The 19,840-nt window shown below is 56.6% G+C and carries 23 protein-coding genes; 6 read left to right on the forward strand and 17 right to left on the reverse strand.

Annotated features, from left to right (window positions below):
* The first annotated feature begins 299 nt into the window (after positions 1 to 299).
* Together yeaG and AB1287_RS14125 are read left to right on the forward strand one after the other, a co-directional pair.
* On the forward strand, positions 300 to 2,234 hold the full coding sequence (gene yeaG, locus AB1287_RS14120) for a protein kinase YeaG (protein ID WP_435618154.1): 1,935 nt from the start codon (positions 300 to 302) through the stop codon (positions 2,232 to 2,234).
* Positions 2,235 to 2,366: 132 nt separating this feature from the next.
* On the forward strand, positions 2,367 to 3,650 hold the full coding sequence (locus AB1287_RS14125; RefSeq protein WP_435618155.1) for a YeaH/YhbH family protein: 1,284 nt from the start codon (positions 2,367 to 2,369) through the stop codon (positions 3,648 to 3,650).
* 60 nt (positions 3,651 to 3,710) lie between these two features.
* Here the strand turns inward: AB1287_RS14125 and AB1287_RS14130 are convergent, their stop codons facing one another.
* From AB1287_RS14130 to AB1287_RS14145, 4 genes are read right to left on the reverse strand one after another with little or no spacing between them, the layout of a single operon-like run.
* Complete coding sequence (locus AB1287_RS14130; protein ID WP_435618156.1) at positions 3,711 to 4,406, reverse strand: amino acid ABC transporter permease; 696 nt, start codon at positions 4,404 to 4,406, stop codon at positions 3,711 to 3,713.
* Positions 4,396 to 5,175, reverse strand: a complete 780-nt coding sequence (locus AB1287_RS14135; RefSeq protein WP_435618157.1) for an amino acid ABC transporter permease — start codon at positions 5,173 to 5,175, stop codon at positions 4,396 to 4,398. The genes AB1287_RS14130 and AB1287_RS14135 overlap by 11 nt, the downstream gene beginning before the upstream one ends.
* Entirely contained in the window at positions 5,172 to 5,996 is an 825-nt protein-coding gene (locus AB1287_RS14140) for an amino acid ABC transporter ATP-binding protein (protein WP_435618158.1), read from the reverse strand. Before AB1287_RS14140 ends, AB1287_RS14135 begins: the two co-directional genes overlap by 4 nt.
* Before the next feature lies 1 nt (position 5,997).
* A complete protein-coding gene (locus AB1287_RS14145) occupies positions 5,998 to 6,816 on the reverse strand; it encodes an ABC transporter substrate-binding protein (RefSeq protein WP_435618195.1) in 819 nt (272 codons plus the stop codon).
* Positions 6,817 to 7,056: 240 nt separating this feature from the next.
* Between AB1287_RS14145 and AB1287_RS14150 the strand changes: the two genes are divergently transcribed.
* Both AB1287_RS14150 and AB1287_RS14155 read left to right on the forward strand, forming a co-directional pair.
* On the forward strand, positions 7,057 to 7,560 hold the full coding sequence (locus AB1287_RS14150; protein ID WP_435618159.1) for a YbaK/prolyl-tRNA synthetase associated domain-containing protein: 504 nt from the start codon (positions 7,057 to 7,059) through the stop codon (positions 7,558 to 7,560).
* Positions 7,561 to 7,840: 280 nt separating this feature from the next.
* Complete coding sequence (locus AB1287_RS14155) at positions 7,841 to 8,287, forward strand: DUF441 domain-containing protein (RefSeq protein WP_435618160.1); 447 nt, start codon at positions 7,841 to 7,843, stop codon at positions 8,285 to 8,287.
* On the opposite strand, the gene AB1287_RS14160 is transcribed toward AB1287_RS14155, so the two are convergent.
* The gene (locus AB1287_RS14160) at positions 8,271 to 9,065 is read right to left on the reverse strand and encodes a helix-turn-helix transcriptional regulator (protein WP_435618161.1); all 795 of its coding nucleotides are present in this window, start codon (positions 9,063 to 9,065) and stop codon (positions 8,271 to 8,273) included. The genes AB1287_RS14155 and AB1287_RS14160 overlap by 17 nt on opposite strands.
* 100 nt (positions 9,066 to 9,165) lie before the next feature.
* Between AB1287_RS14160 and AB1287_RS14165 the strand changes: the two genes are divergently transcribed.
* Complete coding sequence (locus tag AB1287_RS14165; protein ID WP_435618162.1) at positions 9,166 to 10,350, forward strand: CynX/NimT family MFS transporter; 1,185 nt, start codon at positions 9,166 to 9,168, stop codon at positions 10,348 to 10,350.
* A gap of 81 nt (positions 10,351 to 10,431) precedes the next feature.
* Here AB1287_RS14165 and AB1287_RS14170 read toward each other — a convergent pair whose 3' ends face one another.
* Positions 10,432 to 11,139 carry a CTP synthase C-terminal region-related (seleno)protein gene (locus AB1287_RS14170; RefSeq protein ID WP_312629978.1) on the reverse strand — a complete coding sequence of 236 codons (708 nt, stop codon included), beginning with the start codon at positions 11,137 to 11,139 and terminating at the stop codon, positions 10,432 to 10,434.
* A 152-nt stretch (positions 11,140 to 11,291) separates the two neighbouring features.
* Between AB1287_RS14170 and AB1287_RS14175 the strand changes: the two genes are divergently transcribed.
* A complete protein-coding gene (locus AB1287_RS14175) occupies positions 11,292 to 11,642 on the forward strand; it encodes a DUF488 domain-containing protein (RefSeq protein ID WP_435618163.1) in 351 nt (116 codons plus the stop codon).
* On the opposite strand, the gene AB1287_RS14180 is transcribed toward AB1287_RS14175, so the two are convergent.
* From AB1287_RS14180 to AB1287_RS14230, 11 genes are all read right to left on the reverse strand, one after another.
* Positions 11,632 to 11,937: a hypothetical protein gene (locus tag AB1287_RS14180; RefSeq protein ID WP_435618164.1), complete on the reverse strand. Its 306-nt coding sequence runs from the start codon at positions 11,935 to 11,937 to the stop codon at positions 11,632 to 11,634. The genes AB1287_RS14175 and AB1287_RS14180 overlap by 11 nt on opposite strands.
* Positions 11,938 to 12,006: 69 nt before the next feature.
* On the reverse strand, positions 12,007 to 12,249 hold the full coding sequence (locus AB1287_RS14185) for a putative hemolysin (protein WP_312629973.1): 243 nt from the start codon (positions 12,247 to 12,249) through the stop codon (positions 12,007 to 12,009).
* A 265-nt stretch (positions 12,250 to 12,514) separates the two neighbouring features.
* A complete protein-coding gene (locus tag AB1287_RS14190) occupies positions 12,515 to 12,733 on the reverse strand; it encodes a DNA-binding transcriptional regulator (protein ID WP_435618196.1) in 219 nt (72 codons plus the stop codon).
* 81 nt (positions 12,734 to 12,814) lie between these two features.
* On the reverse strand, positions 12,815 to 13,990 hold the full coding sequence (locus AB1287_RS14195; protein ID WP_435618165.1) for a phage late control D family protein: 1,176 nt from the start codon (positions 13,988 to 13,990) through the stop codon (positions 12,815 to 12,817).
* Positions 13,991 to 13,992: 2 nt separating this feature from the next.
* Positions 13,993 to 14,457, reverse strand: coding sequence for a phage tail protein (locus AB1287_RS14200; RefSeq protein ID WP_435618166.1), 465 nt, complete (start codon positions 14,455 to 14,457; stop codon positions 13,993 to 13,995).
* 11 nt (positions 14,458 to 14,468) lie between these two features.
* Entirely contained in the window at positions 14,469 to 16,910 is a 2,442-nt protein-coding gene (locus AB1287_RS14205) for a phage tail tape measure protein (protein ID WP_435618167.1), read from the reverse strand.
* Positions 16,903 to 17,058 carry a GpE family phage tail protein gene (locus AB1287_RS14210; RefSeq protein ID WP_435618197.1) on the reverse strand — a complete coding sequence of 52 codons (156 nt, stop codon included), beginning with the start codon at positions 17,056 to 17,058 and terminating at the stop codon, positions 16,903 to 16,905. Before AB1287_RS14210 ends, AB1287_RS14205 begins: the two co-directional genes overlap by 8 nt.
* The gene (locus AB1287_RS14215; RefSeq protein WP_435618168.1) at positions 17,055 to 17,336 is read right to left on the reverse strand and encodes a phage tail assembly protein; all 282 of its coding nucleotides are present in this window, start codon (positions 17,334 to 17,336) and stop codon (positions 17,055 to 17,057) included. Before AB1287_RS14215 ends, AB1287_RS14210 begins: the two co-directional genes overlap by 4 nt.
* 66 nt (positions 17,337 to 17,402) lie before the next feature.
* Positions 17,403 to 17,921: a phage major tail tube protein gene (locus AB1287_RS14220; protein ID WP_435618169.1), complete on the reverse strand. Its 519-nt coding sequence runs from the start codon at positions 17,919 to 17,921 to the stop codon at positions 17,403 to 17,405.
* A gap of 12 nt (positions 17,922 to 17,933) precedes the next feature.
* Positions 17,934 to 19,124 carry a phage tail sheath protein gene (locus AB1287_RS14225; protein ID WP_435618170.1) on the reverse strand — a complete coding sequence of 397 codons (1,191 nt, stop codon included), beginning with the start codon at positions 19,122 to 19,124 and terminating at the stop codon, positions 17,934 to 17,936.
* Between the two features lie 64 nt (positions 19,125 to 19,188).
* Positions 19,189 to 19,767 carry a recombinase family protein gene (locus AB1287_RS14230; RefSeq protein ID WP_435618171.1) on the reverse strand — a complete coding sequence of 193 codons (579 nt, stop codon included), beginning with the start codon at positions 19,765 to 19,767 and terminating at the stop codon, positions 19,189 to 19,191.
* Positions 19,768 to 19,840: the final 73 nt, after the last annotated feature.

The following is a 19,840-nucleotide window of genomic DNA, read 5'->3' on the forward strand; positions in this document are numbered from 1 at the left end:
CCGGATGACACCCCGATGAAACCCTGAAATTTCTTCATCTTTAAGTCGCGGTATTTTTTGATGAGTTATTGATAAGTCATTGAAATTGATTTTTCTCAACATGCAAGTTTTCCAAATGCCATCTACGCTTAAATTCAGAAGGTGTAATCGCGGGCCACGTTATCTTTTCAGTGCTGGCAACCTGGCACAAGGGTTGCTGCAATCTGAGTGAGCGTCGTTCAGCTTACGGCTTCCGGGAGCCTCTACTACTCATATGAACGGCTCTCATCCTGTGCTAAAAAACGAAAGGACGGCATGCCATGAATATATTCGATCACTATCGCCAGCGTTATGAAGCTGCCAAGGACGAAGAGTTCACACTGCAGGAATTTCTTGCCATCTGTAAACAAGATCGCAGTGCCTATGCCAATGCGGCAGAACGACTGTTAATGGCTATCGGTGAGCCAGTCATGGTCGATACTGCCCATGAGCCACGGCTGTCCCGTCTGTTTTCGAACCGGGTGGTTGCACGCTATCCGGCGTTTGAAGAGTTCTACGGTATGGAAGACGCTATCGAGCAGATCGTCGCCTACCTGAAGCACGCCGCTCAAGGCCTGGAAGAGAAGAAACAGATCCTTTATCTGCTGGGCCCGGTGGGCGGCGGTAAATCTTCTCTGGCCGAGCGCCTGAAATCGCTGATGCAGCGCGTGCCCATCTATGTGCTGAGCGCCAACGGCGAACGCAGCCCGGTGAACGATCACCCGCTGTGCCTGTTCAATCCACAGGAAGATGCCCAGATTCTGGAAAAAGAGTACGGCATTCCTAACCGTTATCTCGGCACCATTATGTCGCCGTGGGCGGCGAAACGGCTGAACGAGTTTGGCGGTGACATCACCAAATTCCGCGTGGTGAAAGTCTGGCCGTCAATTCTGGCGCAAATTGCCATTGCAAAAACGGAACCCGGCGATGAGAACAACCAGGATATCTCGGCGCTGGTCGGGAAGGTCGACATTCGCAAACTGGAAAACCACGCGCAGAACGATCCGGATGCCTACGGCTATTCCGGTGCGCTGTGCCGCGCTAACCAGGGTGTGATGGAATTCGTCGAGATGTTCAAGGCGCCGATTAAAGTGCTGCACCCGCTGCTGACCGCGACCCAGGAAGGTAACTATAACGGTACCGAGGGGATCTCTGCCCTGCCGTTCAACGGCATCATTCTGGCGCACTCCAACGAATCGGAATGGGTCACCTTCCGCAACAACAAAAACAATGAGGCCTTCCTTGACCGCGTCTACATCGTCAAAGTGCCTTATTGCCTGCGGATCTCTGAAGAGATCAAAATTTACGAAAAACTGCTCAACCACAGTGAGTTGACCCATGCGCCTTGCGCACCGGGCACCCTGGAAACCCTGGCGCGCTTCTCGATTCTGTCGCGCCTGAAAGAGCCGGAAAACTCGAGCATCTACTCGAAAATGCGCGTGTACGACGGCGAAAGCCTGAAAGATACCGATCCGAAGGCGAAATCCTATCAGGAGTATCGCGACTATTCGGGCGTTGACGAAGGGATGAACGGGCTCTCCACCCGCTTTGCGTTCAAAATCCTCTCCCGCGTCTTCAACTTCGACCACATCGAAGTGGCGGCGAACCCGGTGCATCTGTTCTACGTGCTGGAGCAGCAGATTGAGCGTGAACAGTTCCCGCAGGAGCAGTCTGAACGCTACCTGGAGTTCCTGAAAGGCTATCTGATCCCGAAATACGCCGAGTTTATCGGCAAAGAGATCCAGACCGCCTACCTTGAATCCTATTCCGAATACGGGCAGAACATTTTTGACCGTTATGTCACCTATGCGGACTTCTGGATCCAGGATCAGGAATACCGTGACCCGGATACCGGCCAGCTGTTTGACCGCGAATCCCTGAACGCGGAGCTGGAAAAAATTGAGAAGCCTGCCGGGATCAGTAACCCGAAAGACTTCCGTAACGAAATCGTCAATTTCGTGCTGCGCGCCAGAGCGAACAACAGCGGACGTAACCCGAACTGGACCAGCTACGAAAAACTGCGCACCGTTATTGAGAAGAAAATGTTCTCCAATACCGAAGAGCTGCTGCCGGTGATTTCGTTCAACGCCAAAACCTCAACCGATGAGCAGAAAAAACACGACGATTTCGTCGACCGCATGATGGAAAAAGGCTATACCCGCAAACAGGTGCGCCTGCTGTGCGAATGGTATCTGCGCGTGCGTAAGTCGTCCTGATGACAAAAATTGCCCGGCAGCGTATCGCTTGCCGGGCCTACAATAAAGAGCGACCTGTAGGCCGGATAAGCACACCGTCATCCGGCATTTCTGTCACAGCGTAAGGTTGGCAATGCAGTACGGGAGGGGAATATGACCTGGTTCATAGACCGGCGCCTGAACGGTAAAAACAAAAGCGCGGTAAACCGCCAGCGCTTTTTGCGCCGCTATAAGGCGCAGATAAAACAGTCGATCTCCGAGGCCATCAACAAACGCTCGGTGACCGACATCGACAGCGGCGAGTCGGTATCCATTCCGACGGACGATATCAGCGAACCGATGTTCCATCAGGGACGCGGCGGACTGCGCCATCGCGTTCACCCCGGCAACGACCACTTTGTGCAGAACGATCGTATTGAGCGCCCTCAGGGCGGCGGCGCCGGCGGTGGAAGCGGTCAGGGCCAGGCGAGCCCGGACGGCGAAGGCCAGGATGAGTTCGTATTCCAGATTTCAAAAGATGAGTATCTGGATCTGCTGTTTGAAGATCTGGCTCTGCCGAATCTGAGGAAAAATCAGCACCGCCAGCTGACGGAGTACAAAACCCATCGTGCCGGCTATACCGCCAACGGCGTTCCGGCAAATATCAGCGTCGTGCGTTCTTTGCAAAACTCGCTGGCGCGCCGCACGGCAATGACAGCGGGCAAACGTCGTGAGCTGCGCGAGCTGGAGGCGAGACTGGATACCGTCGCCAAAAGCGAGCCTGCTCAGCTGCTGGAAGAGGAGCGGCTGCGTCGGGAAATTGCCGAGCTGCGGGCAAAAATCGAAAAAGTGCCGTTTATCGACACCTTCGACCTGCGGTACAAGAACTATGAGAAGCGCCCCGAGCCTTCCAGCCAGGCGGTGATGTTCTGCCTGATGGACGTATCCGGCTCGATGGATCAGGCCACTAAGGACATGGCAAAGCGCTTTTATATCCTGTTGTATCTGTTCCTCAGCCGGACCTATAAAAACGTTGAGGTGGTCTATATCCGCCACCACACTCAGGCGAAAGAGGTGGATGAGCACGAGTTCTTCTATTCGCAGGAAACCGGCGGCACAATTGTCTCCAGCGCCCTGAAGCTGATGGATGAGGTGGTGAAGGAGCGCTATGACCCCGCGCAGTGGAATATCTACGCGGCGCAGGCGTCTGACGGTGATAACTGGGCGGATGACTCTCCGCTGTGTCATGAGATCCTGGCGAAGAAAATCCTGCCGGTGGTGCGGTATTACAGCTACATCGAAATCACCCGCCGCGCGCATCAAACCCTGTGGCGTGAATATGAACATCTGCAGTCAACGTTTGAAAACTTTGCCATGCAGCATATTCGCGACCAGGAGGATATTTACCCGGTATTCAGAGAGCTTTTTCACAAGCAGAGTGCCACGAGCGGTAATTAATCATAAAAAACGGCCAGGTTATCTGGCCGTTTTTTCTTCTGATGCTATTTAAACAGCACGTTATTTTGCAGCCTGATATAAAGGCGCTGAACGCCAGCGGGATATCAGCCAGCCCAGGCCGCTGCACAACAGGTAATAAACCAGCCCCGTAAAGATAAAGATGGCCGCCGGATAAACCTGCACCCGGCTGTTCACCTGCCCGGCGACGGTGGTTAATTCCGGCACGTTAACGATAAACGCCAGCGAAGTGTCTTTCAACAACGCGATAAACAGGCCGATAAAAGAAGGCAGCACGTTACGCATCGCCTGCGGGAGCAACACCAGACGCAGCGTTTGCCAGTGGCTGAAACCTCCGGCAACAGCGGCCTCGCGCTGTCCGCCGGGCAACGCCTGCAAACCGGCATAGGCCGTGTGCATGACCGCCGCCGAGGTAAACCATGCCAAAGCAAGCGTCACGGTCAGGGCACCGGGTAAATCGCGTCCGGTAATCAGCGGCAGCAGGAAATAGAGCCAGAAGATGACAAATATTAGCGGGATACCACGAATAAACTCCGCCCAGATAAAGAGCACTCGTCGCACCCCGCCCCCGTACCGCCAGGCCAGACCCGCCAGCAGCACGCCCCCGGGCAAAGCAAGCGCCGCTGCGCCCGCCGCCATCAGCAGCGTAAGCAGTACACCACCCGGCTCGCCCTGCGCCATGCGACCCCAGAGCAGATAATCGAGATTATCGGTAATCACCGTGATGTTAGCTATCATGCTGCGCCTCCACGGCGGGAGGAGTTATTGCAGATGTCGGACGCTTTGCGTTGCGCGGCCCAAACCAGGTAAACAGCGCCCCCATGATGATTCCCAGCAGCAGATAAAGCGCTGTCCCCACGGCGAAGGCTTCCAGAGCATGCGCATTGTAACTTTCTATCTGCCTGACCTGATAGGTCAGCTCTGCAAAGCCAATGCCGGTGGCAAGCGAGGAGAGCTTCATCAGGTTGAGATACTGCCCCACCATCGGCTGCCAGGCGTTCACCAGCCCCTGCGGCAGCAAAATCCAGCGGAACAGCCTCCACGCCGAAAAGCCCTGCGCGAGCGCCGCCTCAGTCTGGCCTTTGGGCACCGCCTGTAGGCCGCTGCGAATTTCTTCGAGCAAAAACGCCGAGGTAAACAGTCCGAGGCCCCACGCCGCCGACAGAAACTCCGGCGTCAGCCACCACACGTTGCCCGGCAGAATCGACCAGCGATGTTCATCGTTGATAAAGTCACGCAGCGCCTGCGGGAGAAAGCTCCAGGCAGCGAAATACCAGAACAGCAGCTGTACCAGCAGCGGCGTATTGCGCAAAAGTGACACCCATACCGCAACCACGCCGCGCCCTGGTCGTCCTCCCGCCAGCCTCAGGCCCGTCAGCAAAAGCGTCAGCACCGTCGCCAGTAGCATTCCGGCAAGCGTTACCCAGACGGTGGTCAGGAAGCCGGAGATAATCCACCGTAACGGTTGGCCACTCAGTACCCCGGCCCAGTCGATATGCCAGTTCATTGCCCGTCCTTAAGTTCCGTATGCAGCGGGTCGAGCACCTTTTGCAGAAAACGTCGGGCACGGGGATGCTGCGGGGAACGAAAGAATTGCGCCGGTGGCGCCTGCTCAAGAATTTCTCCCCCGTCGATAAACACCACACGATCGGCTATCTCTCGGGCAAACTGCATCTCATGGGTCACCACAATCATGGTAATACCGCTGTGCGCCAGAGATTTCATTACCGCCAACACTTCACCTATCGTTTCCGGGTCGAGGGCGGAGGTCGGCTCGTCGAACAGGATTATCTGCGGCGATGAGGCCAGCGCCCTGGCAATAGCCACCCGCTGCTGCTGTCCGCCGGAAAGCTGGGCGGGGAAATGGTGTGCTTTTTCGGCAAGCCCCACGCGCAGCAGCAATGCGGCCGCCTGCTGCTTCGCCTCTTCCGCTTTCCAGCCGTGAACATGCGTCAGCGCCAGCGTGATATTCTGCACGGCGGTGAGATGCGCGTAGAGGTTGAACTGCTGGAAGACAAAGCCGATACGGCTGCGCAACGCCCGCAGCGCCTGTCCGCGTAGATTCCGCGTCGGTTTGCCGTCGATAAGTATATCGCCCGCGCTTAACGGTTCGAGCTGGTTGATCAGGCGAATGAGCGTCGATTTTCCCGAGCCTGACGGCCCGCAGATCGCCACCACTTCGCCGGCATTAATCTTCAGATCGATGGATTTTAAAACCTGATGATCGCCATAGAGTTTCCCCGCCCGGCGAAACTCCACGCTGGCATCGCGTAAATGTGCAAAATCCGCAGCCTGAGCTGCGGATCGTTTTAACAGGCCACTCAGCATACTACTTAGCTTCTATCTTAAAGCCGCGTGGCTGAGGCGTCTTGCTGCCCGGACCAAACCAGCCGTCGTATATTTTTGCCGCCTCGCCGCTTTGCTCAAGCTTCACCAGCTCGTCGTTGACCGCCTTTAATAACGTCGTTTCGCCTTTCTTCACGCCAACGCCAATCTCTTCTTTGCTCAGTAAATCCGGCAGGATTTTGAATTTCGCTTTGTCCGGCGCTTCCGCCAGCAAACCGGCCAGGATGGTGCTGTCCTGAGTAATGGCCTGCACGTTGCCGTTACGCAGCGCAGTTAACGCCAGCGGAATATCGTCATAGGAGAGCACGCGGGCTGACGGGAAGCGCTGATGCAAGGCCTGCTCACCCGTGGTGCCTTTTACCGCCCCGATGCGGCTATGGCCGTAATCATCAAGCTTATCCGGCGAGCTGGCTGGCACGAGGAACTGTTGCCCGGTCACAAAATAAGGCGTAGAGAAGTCCACAACCTGCGCGCGCTCCGGCGTGATGGTAATATCCGCCACGATCAAATCGACCTTCCCTGACTGTAAAAGAGGAATACGGTTTGCCGGGTTGGTCGCGACCAGCTGAAGCTTAACCCCAAGCGATTTGGCCAGCGCTTTAGCAAAATCGACGTCATAGCCAACGATATCGTGAGTTTTAGCGTCCACTGAGCCAAAAGGCGGATTGGCATCAAACGTTGCGACTTTTATCACACCCGCTTTCTGGATATCCGCAAGCTGATCGGCCTGCGCCATCGCGGAAGCGGCGCCGAGAAGCGCCAGAAGGACAAACGAAGCGATCTTATTTTTATGGGATTTCATTGCCTGTGCCATAGATTTTCCTTGTTATCTCCGCCTGTTAGCGGGCTATGCCACTACGCTCCCATAACCCCGATGCGTCCGCCAATGCTAAAAAATCATTTCTATATGCGGAAAAATAGTAATGGATATCATTATGAAATAAGCGGCTGCGCAAAATTGATTCCCGGCACAATGCATCCTGCTTGCCGGGTTTTCCCCTCAGGACTATGCTGACCGCCTGATTTTTTTACCGGAGTCATCATGTCTGACATCTCCTCCCGCAATATCCACCAGCATTTACTGGACGTTCTCACCGCAGAGCAAGCCCGCTTCCGCGTGATGGAGCACGAAGCCATTGGCAAATGTGAAGCCGTCTCAGAAATTCGCGGCACGGCGCCAGGACAGGGCGCGAAGGCGCTGGTATGCAAAGTGAAGGGCAACGGCGTGAAGCAGCACGTGCTGGCAATTCTGGCGGCAGATCAGCAGGCGGATTTATCACGCCTCGCATCACATCTGGGCGGGCTGAAGGCGTCGCTCGCGAGCCCGGCGGAAGTCGACTCTCTCACCGCCTGCGTGTTTGGGGCTATTCCTCCGTTCAGCTTCCATCCGTCACTGAAGCTGGTGGCCGACCCGCTGTTGTTCGAGCGTTTCGACGAGATCGCTTTCAACGCCGGGCTGCTGGAAAAATCTATCGTGATGGACACCCAGGACTATCTGCGCATCGCGCAGCCAGAGCTGGTCACGTTCCGTCGCGAGAACGATTAACCCGCTCTCTCCAGCCATAACACGGAAGCCACCAGCGTCAGGGCAATAGCGATAAACGCGGTGGCAATCATCAGCGCTTCACTCATCGGGTTTACCTCCAGGGCGGCCTCTCTTCACCTGCACATTCCCCCTTTTTCATGACAGCACAATGACAGCGCAAACGCCTGCTTTGGGCATCTGCCAAAAAGTGTTGCCGGAATGAAAAATAGCGCTTTCTGCTCATGGCGTTGCGCGTAAAGTAGACCGGTTGATTTATTTTACTTCTGGCAAGGACACCTTCATGTTTGATACCACCCTTCTCATTCTGCTAGGGCTGGCGGCGCTTGGCTTTATCAGCCATAACACCACCGTTGCCGTGTCGATCCTGGTGCTGATCATTGTGCGCATGACGCCGCTGAACACCTTCTTCCCCTGGATCGAGAAACAGGGCCTGAGCATCGGGATTATCGTGCTCACCATCGGCGTGATGGCCCCGATCGCCAGCGGCTCTTTGCCGCCGTCGACGCTTATCCATTCGTTCGTAAACTGGAAATCGCTGGTGGCGATTGCGGTGGGCGTGTTTGTCTCCTGGCTTGGCGGCAGAGGCGTGCAGCTGATGGGCACGCAGCCGCATCTGGTTGCCGGGCTGCTGGTCGGGACTGTACTCGGCGTGGCGCTGTTTCGCGGCGTACCGGTGGGGCCACTGATTGCCGCCGGGCTGGTGTCGCTGCTTATTGGGAAGGGGTAATCAGGCCGCTGAGGTAGCGCCCCGGCGTCTGGCCAAGCCCTTTGCGGAACATGGTGATAAATGCCGTGGTTGAGTCGTAGCCCAGCGCGTGAGCGGTTTGCTGCACGGTTTGCCCACGGATCAACAACTGTAGCGCCAGAATAAGCTGCAGCTGATGCCGCCAGCGGCGAAAGCTGAGGCCCGTCTCCTTCACCACCAGCCGGGCCAGATTGCGTTCACTCATCGCAAAATGTCCCGCCCACTGCCCCAGGGTTTGCCAGACAGCGGGCTCTGCGGCCATGGTATCAACCATCTGACGAATTTTTGGATGAGCAGATACCGGCAACTGCAGCTGCTGCTGTGGCTGCTGCGGGAGTTCATCGAACAGCACCTGAATTAATCGCTGCATTGCCTCGTTATTTTTCTGCCCCTTATTTCGCCCGGCAAGCGTGAGGATAAGCTCGCGCACGAGCGGCGAAATCTTCAGCGTACAGCAATGGTCTGGCATCGCCGCCGCGCCGGGTTCAATAAATAAAAAGCACAGGCGGGCGCCGGGCGTTGCCCGATTGCTGTGAGGCACTAATCCCGGGATCCACACCGCATACTGCGGCGGCACCATCCACATGGCGTTTTCCACTTCACAGGTGATGGCGCCGTGCAGGGCCAAAATCAACTGCCCCTTTCGGTGCTTGTGCCGGGGAATAAACTGCTCATCCTCCACCACCTGGATGCGGAAAGCCACCGCGTTTTCCGGCTGGCTGTCAGGCTCATAGCCTGCAAGGCCCAGTCCTGTCGTCATCTGTTTTGTCCGATATCAGCGATTATTTGTCATTTTAGCTTGATTCAATCACAACGAAAACCGCGTATTGTAGCCACTCCTGAGAATGACAGAGAACCCCATGAGTAAAGTTATCCAGACCTCCCGTCGTCAGACGCTGTTGTTGATTGTCGGGATTTTGCTTATCGCCACCACGCTGCGCGTGACCTTCACCGGTGCCGCACCGCTGCTCGACACTATCCGCGCCGATTACGGTCTGACCACCGCCTGGACAGGCATGCTGACCACTCTGCCCCTGCTGGCGTTTGGCCTGTTTTCCCCGCTGGCGGCGGGTATTGCGCGCCGTTTCGGGATGGAGCGCAGCCTGTTTGCAGCCCTTCTGCTGATCTGCGCAGGCATCGCCGTCCGCTCCCTGCCGTCTGCCACCTTTTTGTACGTCGGCACCGCCATAATTGGCTGCGGTATCGCGATGGGCAACGTCCTGCTGCCGGGATTGATTAAAAGAGATTTCGCGGGACACGTTGCGCGGATGATTGGCGCCTATTCCTTAACGATGGGCGGCGCCGCCGCGCTCGGCTCGGCCCTGGTTGTACCCATTGCAATGAGCGGCGCAGGCTGGCACGGCGCGCTGTTGGCACTAATGGCCTTCCCGCTGATAGCCCTGCTGTTCTGGCTGCCGCAGCTGCGTCAGCACGCGCCGGGCACCGTTACCACATCGCGCAGCCTGCATAACAAAGGGATCTGGCGCTCGGCGCTGGCCTGGCAGGTGACGCTGTTCCTCGGCATTAACTCGCTGGTCTATTACGTGGTGATCGGCTGGCTCCCGGCGATCCTTATCAGCCAGGGCTACAGCGAAGCACAGGCCGGTTCGCTGCACGGATTATTGCAGCTGGCTACCGCCGTGCCAGGACTGCTGATCCCGATTATCTTGCATAAGCTTAAAGATCAACGTGGCATTGCCATTATCGTTGCCATAATGTGCGCCATCAGCGCCATCGGCTATTGGCTGTTTCCGCAGCAGGCGGTGGTATGGACGCTGATTTTCGGCTGCGGCTCTGGCGCAACAATGATCCTCGGCCTGACGTTTATCGGCCTGCGTGCGGGCTCCGCCCACCAGGCCGCAGCGCTGTCCGGCATGGCGCAGTCCGTCGGCTATTTGCTGGCCGCCTGTGGGCCGCCGGTCATGGGGAAAATCCACGACGCCAGCGGCGACTGGCATATCCCGCTTATCGCGGTCGCAGTTATCTCACTGGTTATGGCGGTGTTTGGTGGTCTGGCAGGACGCGCCAGGGAAATCAGCAGCTAATAACAGGCATTGCCGGGCGGCACTTCGTTTGCCCGGCCTGAAGCCCTGGGCCCGGTGAGCGTGAGCGCCACCGGGCGATCGTCAGTTTGCCGCTGCGCGCAGGAAAGCGTGCACCAGCGGAGCCGGACGCCCTGCAAGGGCGTTACGTTCATGCTGGAACAGCGTTCCGACAAAAAACGGATGGGTGACAAGTTCCACCGCGCGGATCTCACCTTCTTCATCCCAGCCCGTCACGCGCAATGCGCCCTCTTCCAGCTCAGACGCAAACTCAGGCGAAATTCCGTAGCTACAGTGATAGCCCTCTTCGATGCTCAGACGGCCGTAGGCTTTGGCAATCAAAGTATTGCTACGCAGCTCAATGGTGTCTGATTTTTCCACCAGCGAACAGCTAAGCGGTGCGATAACCATCCGGCCTTCGGTATCGGTTTCTGCGTGCGCAGCATCCTGCCAGCCCAACACGTTGCGCGCATATTCGATAATGGCATGCTGGAAGCCTCCACAGGTGCCGAGGAAAGGCAGGCTGTTTTCGCGAGCGTAGCGAATGGCGATAAAGGCGCCTTCAGCATTTTTATACGGGCTGGCAGGAACCAGCCAGAGCGCGTCGTATCCAACCAGGTCGTCGGCGCTTTTGATGTCGGAGGTGGAGATCCAGTCGTAGTCGGCGGTGATATCCTGAACGGCGGCGGCGTCGTCAATCGCCAGCGGAATCGCCTGATGAGCAATCACCTCTGGATTGAAGTCGCCTACGAGGGCGATACGCACTGTTTTTTGATTCGAAGCGTGTTCCATGAAGGGTTCCTTATGCGGTGCAGTTTACGGGCTACATAAGGAACACCAGCCTACCGGGAATTTGTCGCCGGAACAATCCCCGGGCTGGCCTTTTCATCCCGGTGCGGAAAGTATTACCCTTTCAGCAAAACATCGCGGAATAAGGACAAAAGATGATTCAGTGCAAACGCGTGTATGAGACGCCTGCGCCGGAAGATGGCTACCGGGTCCTGGTCGACCGACTCTGGCCGCGCGGGGTGAAGAAAGAAGCGTTAACCTGTGATGAATGGTGCAAAGCGCTTGCCCCTTCGTCTGCGCTGCGAAAAGCCTTTCATGGCGAAGCCATCGACTTAACCACCTTCAGTAAAGAATACCGGGCAGAGCTGCAAAGCCAGGTAGCGGAAGGCCAGCGCCTGGCGCATCTCGCCAAGCAGCAGACGGTGACGCTGATTTATGGGGCGAAGAACACGGAGCAGAACCATGCGCGGGTATTAGCTACATGGCTGGAGAGCCTTACTCGCTGACTTTTTCCAGTTCTTCAGCCGGAAGCATATCGGGCGTAAGCGGCATCAGGTGCTCCGGACGTACAAACGCAAACCCGGCCTGGCCGTCGACGGACTGAATATCACCGGTGACCAGCCACAGCGCACGCTGTGCTTGATGGGGGAGTTCTGTGACCACGCCGTTAACCGGATTGAGGATGCGCTCGCCTGGCTGGCAGAGCGCAAAAAGCGAAACGGATTTACCGATATTCGCCCGACCGGCGGGCGTGCGGGCAGCGATAATCATCGCCAGGGTGCCCGGTTTAAGCTGAAACATGCGGCTCTCACACGATCTGAAATTAAGATTAATCTTAATGGCAATTCTATCCTGGAGAGCCGTTATCTGTCACGAGCCAGAATGATCCCGGCGGTATAACGTCCATTCGTCAATCACTTCCCCGGACGGTAATTTACAGTCAGAACGCACGCCCTGTGGGGTTTGCACCGGGACTGACGTCCCGCCTTTTTGCTGACAATAGACCGCGGCCGGGTTGGCCATCCCGATATTTGGCGGCTTTGGTGCATCATCCGGTTTTGCAGTCGTGCAGCCCGCAAGTACAAGCGGCAGTAATAATCCAGCGTATTTCATTGTTATGGCTTCCTTTATTGGCGGCTGATTTGCCTTAAACTTCATTATTTCTTCATTTTAACTGCACTTTTGCAACTTAAATTAGGCCTGTTCCCAAACTGACCAGGGAACACATCATTCCATAATCAATGAATTTTTCCCCGCCTCCCCCGGCGGGGCTTTTTTATTGGATTTAATAATATGAAATAAAAGGATTTATTTCTCGTCACGTCCACACAGTGACCACATCGAAACAAAAAACCCCGCAATCGCGGGGTTTTCTTTTTCACATCCAGAGCTGCTGTTGTCCTGTCCGGGTCGGGTGAGGTAGCGCCGGTGTCACTTCGCCCGGCTTCACGATGTAGCGCTCGACCGTCTCGGTCGTGACGAACGTGGCGCTACAATTGATATTAGTGCACTGGTGATAACGCTCTTTTGTTGTGTCAGTAAAGTAGCGACTTGTGCGGGCATGGGCGGCTGTATGGCATAACGGACAATGAAACATTTCTGACACCTCACCTTATTGATTTAATGTCTGTATTTTACTCATCAAATTCATATAAAACAAACAGATATATGAGTTTTATCACTCATCCGTTTCTGCTTCATACTCCACATCCGAAAGCCTCACCTCAAGCTCTACGCTCGTCGTGAAGCCGTTATTATTGAGGCTGTGTGTCACCTTACTGATTATCCACGCCTGCTCGTCTATGACGCGCTTAAAGCCTGACACCTTCACCGGCATTTCAGGGTAAATATCTTCACGCCCTGTCGCGAGACTGATTGAGAACTCAGCGACACCACGCTGCAATTTATCCCATTTCGCCTGCGCCGCCCGGATAGCCTGCGCCTTTGATGCGTAAATCGTGGTGAGAGCGAAAACGTTATCCGCTTCACCGGCCATATACTCACCCTCGCGGGCCTCCTGCTCTTTCTGCTTTTTGGCCTTCGCCGCCTGGCTGACCGGCTTCGCCTTTGGATGCTGGAGTGCGCGGAGGTGCCTCTCTTTCGGCTTGCGTTTGAGCTTCACCTTTTGCGCCTGCTTCTGAGGCTTCGGGTCTTTGGTATGCAGCCATTTAGCCGTTACGCCTGTATAGGCTCCCCGGTCAGCAATCGCGAAACTGTGCCGGTCACCGCTGCTGCGCTCGATGGTAATCTGCGGAATAGCCTTGCCGCTGGCGGTTGTACCACTCCCGGCTTTCAGCATCAGCAGCTTGCCCGCCTTGACCGATACCGCCCCGCCGTTACGCTCGGCAAGACGCGTCAAAAATACCGCGTCCGATTCCTGCGACTGGTCAATGTGCGGAATCTGGATCCCCGCGAGCGACGGCACCACACCGGCCTTTAATTTGTTGCGGGCTGCGATAGCCTCCACCACTGCGCCGAGGGTGGTGTCATGGTATGACGCTTCCCGGCGGGAATTGAGCGTTCCGCGAAAATCCGCACTCCGCGCCCGCAGTGTCACCGTATCCGGTGCTCCGTGATGCTCCACCTCGTCGACAGTAAAGTCGCCCTTTCCGACCAGCGCAAACCCTTTCCAGCCGAGATAAAGCGACAGCACTGCGCCGCGTACCGGCAGCTCGACAAGCCCGTCGGAGTCGTTGAGCTCGATGTCGAGCTGGTCAGCCTCAAACCCGCGATTGTCGGTCATGGTCAGGCTCATCAACCGGTCGCTGATATTGCCGGTAATGTCCTTGCTGTTGAGCGTCAGCATAAACTGCGGCGTCAGGGTGACACCCGCGCCGGTAATCACATCCAGCATAATTACCCTCCCAGAGACGACAGCACGCCGCCCGCCTTGCCGAGTAGCGCATCGGCCTGTTTGCCAACGTCGCCATACATGGCCGCGAGTGATTCATCGGCGCGCTCCAGCGACAAAGAGAAACTGATTTTCCGGGGTGTTCCGTCATCGAAGAAAAAAGTTCCTGTGTCGCTGACATTAGAGATAACGAACATCCCGTAAATCGTGCCGTTCCCCGCAATCAGGGGCCACGCCCGGCCTTCTTCCGCCATCGTATAGAGCGCAAGCAGCGAAAGCCTCCCGCCGGTCAGCTCAGGATATAAATCACCGCTGAGGGTAAATTTGTCGTCACCAGGGCCGAGGAACTGACGCGCGGCACGCTTGCCGACCCGGCTGTTAGAGGGCCAGCGATAATCCGCGCTGCGCTGCATGTTCTGATAAGGCAGCGTCTGACGCATAAATACAAACATTCCAAGAGCGAGCATCATAATCAGCCTCCTTAATCGTGCATCATGCTGGCGCGGGCTTTGGCCCGTTTGTCGCGCTCATATTTTTCTAACGCTTCCTGCATCTGGTTCCCGAGCTGACCACCCGGCGCACCGCCACCCGGCAGGGTAATTTGATAGGTCGGGCTGCTCTGGTCGATGTAGGTACGACCAGTGGGCGCTATGACCGGCTGATACGCCTGATAGCCGCCCATTGAGCTTGTCGCCTGGATATACCCGCCACCCTGACCGACCGGCTGCGTTTTTGCCGTCGCGGCGTCGATGGTGTCCGATTCATTTTTTACGAGGCCGAGTTTTTCGAGGATGATGTCGAGGCCACCGCGCAGTTTGTTGAAGATATTCAGCGGCAGCATCAGCGCATCGGCCAGCGCCTGTCCGAAGATAACCCCGGCATTTTTGCAGCTGTCTAATGTGTCCTGCGTGGCTTTTACCGGCGCAATCAGGTCCTTAAACCACTTCCAGACAGCACTGAGCTTTTGCCCGAGCCCGTCAAAAACAGGGGCCAGCGGCGCGAACATTTCACCGACCGGTGCGAACGCGGCAATAAGCCCCTGAACGACACCCGAGAAAAAGGCGCTGATGGGTTCCCAATATTTACGGATAAGCAGCACCCCGGCGACCACTGCCGCCGCCACAGCCACCACCGGCCACGTAATCGCCCCGATGGCGGTTACAATCGCCGTGCCCGCCACGGTAAACACGGTACTGAGCAGGCCCGCCGCTGCCACAATGGCATTAATGCCGGTGATAACGGGCCATGCCACCAGACCAATAGCGCCGAGCGCACCAATCAGGCCCAGCGCACCCGCCGCGATAAGACCAAGAGTCGTCGCGAGCGATTTATTTTTCTGGATCCAGCCATCAATTTTCAGCACGTAGCCGGTTGCCGTCTGTACCAGCTTGCGAAGCGAGGACTCCTGCTGGTCGAAAAGGTCAGTACCGACTGCCTCGTAGGCCGACTGGAACTCTTTAAAGTCGCCGCCAAGGTTATCCTGCATGACCTTAACGAGCTCCGCCGTTTTGCCGTCCGAGGCTTTGAGCGTGGCGGTGAGCTGGTCGAGCTTACCGCTCGATGCTGCGGTCATGAGTACCGCCGCAGATGAGCTCGCCTCTTCCCCGAAAATGGCCTTCATGTATTCAGCCTGCTCGCCCGTGCCGAGTTTATTTTTCGCGAAACTCGCCTGCATTTCTTTCAGGATGCTGAAAACAGGCCGGCTGTTTCCGTTGCTGTCCGCCGTTTTCACACCGAGTTCTTTAATGGCGTCATACGCCTTGCCGGTCGGAGCCTGCAAACGGCTGAGCACCGCGCGGCTTCCGGTGCCAGCCATTGAGCCAGTGATTTTAGCATCATGCAGCGCACCGACCATCGCCGCCGCCTGCTCGATACTTACCCCGGCGTTTTTCGCCACCGGCGCGACATAGGTCAGCGAGTCACTCAGGCCGTCAAAGTCAGCAGCGGTTTTATTCATCACCGTCGACAGCACATCGCCGATGTGGGCCACTTTGGCATTTGAGAGCTGGAAAGCGGATTTCATCCCCATCAGCAGCGCGGCGTTCTCTTCCATTGTGCGCCGGTTGGCGAGTGCCATATCCAGCGTGACCGGCGTTGTTGCCTGAATGGCAGCGGCATCACCACCACCTTTCGCGATAATTATTTGCGCACTTGCTGCATCATCAGCCGACGCGGCGGTGTTGTCGCCGAGCTGGCGGGCCTGCTTGCGTAGTGCCTGCATTTCAGGAGATTGTTTATCGACACCGAGCACAGCCTGAAGCTCAGAGTTTTTCTGTGCAAAGTCATAGCCCGGACGCAGAAGCGCAACCCCGGCCATCGTTCCCGCCGCTGCAATACCGACCCCGGCCATGCCAACATTTCGCGCACCGGCCGCGAGCTTTTGCCCGGACTCATAGCGGGATTTCACGGCGGACAGTTTCGCCTGCTGCGCACTGACGCGGGCCAGTGCCTCACGCTGACGGTTAAGCTGCGCGGTAGTTTCACTGATGGATGTTTTGAGGCGGCGCTCATCACCGGAGAGCGTGCGGGTATTGATGCCCGCCTGCTGCAATTCGCCTCGCTGGCGCTGCACGGACACCCGCAGGCTGTTGTATTTCGTTTGCAGCTCCGAGGCGGCACGCTTCGCGCTTTCCAGCGCCTGAGCCTGCGCACGCGTCGGGCTTTCGGTATTTTTGAACTGTACCGCCAGCGCGGCCGCTTCCTGCTTCGCTTTGGCGAGCGACTGACCGGTCACGGCGAGCTGAGCGCTGGTCTTGCGAAAACCGTCGATTTTCCCGGCCTGCCCGTTCAGCTCACGCAGCGACTTCTGCGTCGAACGGATATCACCCGACAGCGATTTTCCCGCTGTCTGGATGGATTTAAACGGGCGGGATGCCTGGTCGACAGCTTTCAGCAGTACTTCGAGTTTAAGGTTATTACTCATTCAGGTGTCCGCTTCGCTGAAGCGCTTTTTCGCGCCATGTGACGAGCTCGGCGATGCTCAGGGGATACAGCTCTGATGGCCCCCAGTGAAAAATCACCGCGACATCAGCCATCAGGTCATCTACCGAGAGGTCTTTCGGGAAATTCAGCCCGCCGAAGTCGGCGACAAAAAACCGACCACCTTACCGGCAAACGACAGCAGGTCAGGCAGGTCAAGCGCCGCAATTTCCTGCTCGGTCAGTGACGGCATGGTCATACGCGGCAGCACTTTAATCAGCGCGTCGACTTCAGAGTTAGCGACTGCCGCCAGACTGACCCCGCGCAGGGTGCCCGCTGTCGGCTTCAGCATGGTGACTTCAGTAATTTCGGTATCACCGCGTTTGATGGCTTTATCCAGGGTAATCACGTTCTCATTGGCTTCTTTCATGGGGTTCTCTTTCTCATTCAGTATTCAGGGGGGAAGCCCGGCAGGCATGACCCGCCGGGGTTAACGTTACAGGCCGATATTGCGGCGATGCTGTTCGAGACGGTCGACGCCGTTCACCTTCTCCACGAGGTTGACCGTATCGATTTCGATAACCTCTTTTCCGTTATAGGTGAGCTTGTAATAGGTGCAGTCCATCGGGATTTTTGACGATGTGACCTCACCCTGTTTAGCCTCGCCGGTATCGACCTCTTTCTGACGACCACGCAGCACGACTTCGACCGGCACGGTTTCACCGGTATCGTCACGCTGATACGAGCCAGAAAAGCGCAGCGGCACAGATGAGGACGTCGCCGCACCGTAGAGCGTCCAGATGACATCGTCAGGGAAGCCAGCGATGGAAAACTCCGCCGCCAGAGCCTCATCATCCAGGCCAAGGTCAATCGAGGCCGAGCCGTTCATCCCGCCACCGCGATATTTTTCAAGCTTGCGGGTCAACTTTGGCAGCGTCATCGACTGAACGACACCGAGGAAACTCGTGCCGTCGATAAACAGATTCATGAGCTTTAACGTGCGCGGTAGTGCCATGGGTCAGGCTCCTTATTTGCTGTTGACGGACGAGATGAGATTCGCCAGATATTTATCGGTGATGCGCTGGCGCAGGCTCAGGTTTTCGAGCGGCGGAACCGGCGTGTAGTCGTAATCCAGCAGCAGCTTCCCGGCTTTCAGGGTTTCCGCATCGTTGGCGGTTTCGTCAAACCAGCACGTAGCATCGACGATATAACCGAGCGTTTTCAGCTCGCGGAATTTCGCATTAATGCCGTCGATGATGTCGCGAATCAGCGTGGCGGTAATCGGCTTATCCATCGCCCACATGTGCGCCTCAGCAATGGTGTCCGCGAGCACCTGCGCGGTGCGGGTGTAGTTCTCAAAGAGGAAAAGAGGATCGTCTGAACAGGTACGGTTGCCCCAGAAGCGGAAGCCGTCTTTGCGAATCAGCGTGGTTACGCCCGCCTCGTTCAGCAGGTCGGCATCGGTGCCGGGCTCCTGCAAATCCCAGTACACAGAGGCACTGATGCCGGTGACACCGTTCACGCCGACGTTTGACAGGGTTTTATGCCAGCCGGTGTCATTGTCGATTTTGGCACGCAGGCCGAGGGCAATCGCGGAGGCATAGAGCGTGTCGGTTGCGTTCGCCGTGGTATCCCATGCCAGAAAATCAGGCCAGATGACCATCAGCTCGCGCTGGCTGAAGTTTTCGCGATAGTCGATAGCATCCGAAAGGGTCTTACAGCCCCAGGCATTCACATAGGCAAACGCACGCAGCTTCTGCGCCACTGACGCAAGCGCCGTTGCGACCTCCAGCGAATCGAGCCCCGGCACGCCGAGGATGCGCGGCTTAACGCCGGTCACAGCGAGCGCTGTCAGGAGCGCTTTCATACCGGTGTATTTACCGTTTTCGTCGGTGGTGCCGATGATATTGGAAATGGTCTGCGCCTGCGCCGCCTCTTCATCGTCGCCTGCGCCCTCTTCGACACGCACGACTACCGTCACCGGTTTGGACTGGTTAGCGATGGCTTGTAGGGATTTAGCAAGAGTGCCTTTTTTACCGGCCTTCCCGATAACGCTCTGCGGGTTGGTGATTAACACCGGCTCATTGAGCGGGAAAGTATCGACGTCAGCATCGCTGGCGGTACAGACCATCCCGACAATTGCGGTGGAAACCGTGGAAATGATGCGCGTGCCGTCATTGACTTCAATGACCTGCACGCCGTGATGGTAATCACTCATCCGTTTAACTCCGTTAGTTGGGGTGAGTGATATTGTCTGGTGTAGGCCTGTATGCGGCTATTTGTCAGGGTTCGGCGATGACTGACACAACGGGATTTGTCGCCGGGAATTTTTTGTAAAGCGTAGACACGCCAACATCATAAATTATCGCCACGCGTTGCCGCGTTTCACCTGCCGCAATCAACCTCCCCGCCTGCTCCCACTGCTCATTTGTTAACTTTGGCCTGCGGCCACCGATTCGACCTTCAGCGCGTGCAGCCGCCAGCCCGGCACGCGTTCGCTCGACGATAAGCTCGCGCTCCATTTCCGCCAGCGCCCCCATGATGTGGAAGAAAAAACGCCCCATTGGTGTTGATGTATCAATACTGTCGGTCAGGCTGCGAAAGTTTATTCCCCTCTCCCGCAATTCCTCCACAAGAACGACAAGATTACGCATGCTGCGCCCAAGCCGATCCAGTTTCCAGACTACCAGCGTGTCACCTGTAGTCAGCGTCCTGAGCACTTTTTTTAGGCCGGGCCTGTCAGATGTTCTACCGCTTATCTTGTCTTCAAAAATTAGGTCACATCCTGCGCTATCCAGCGCGTTTCTTTGTAAAGCAGTATTCTGGTCGTTTGTTGACACCCTTACATAACCAATAAGCACGCCTTTCCCTCCCAACAAAAACCGGAACAATGCCAGACGAGGGGAAATTAATCATTCTCTATAACCTCGGTTT

This window comes from Scandinavium sp. UTDF21-P1B, from assembly GCF_040750395.1.
Taxonomy (GTDB): Bacteria; Pseudomonadota; Gammaproteobacteria; order Enterobacterales; family Enterobacteriaceae; genus Scandinavium.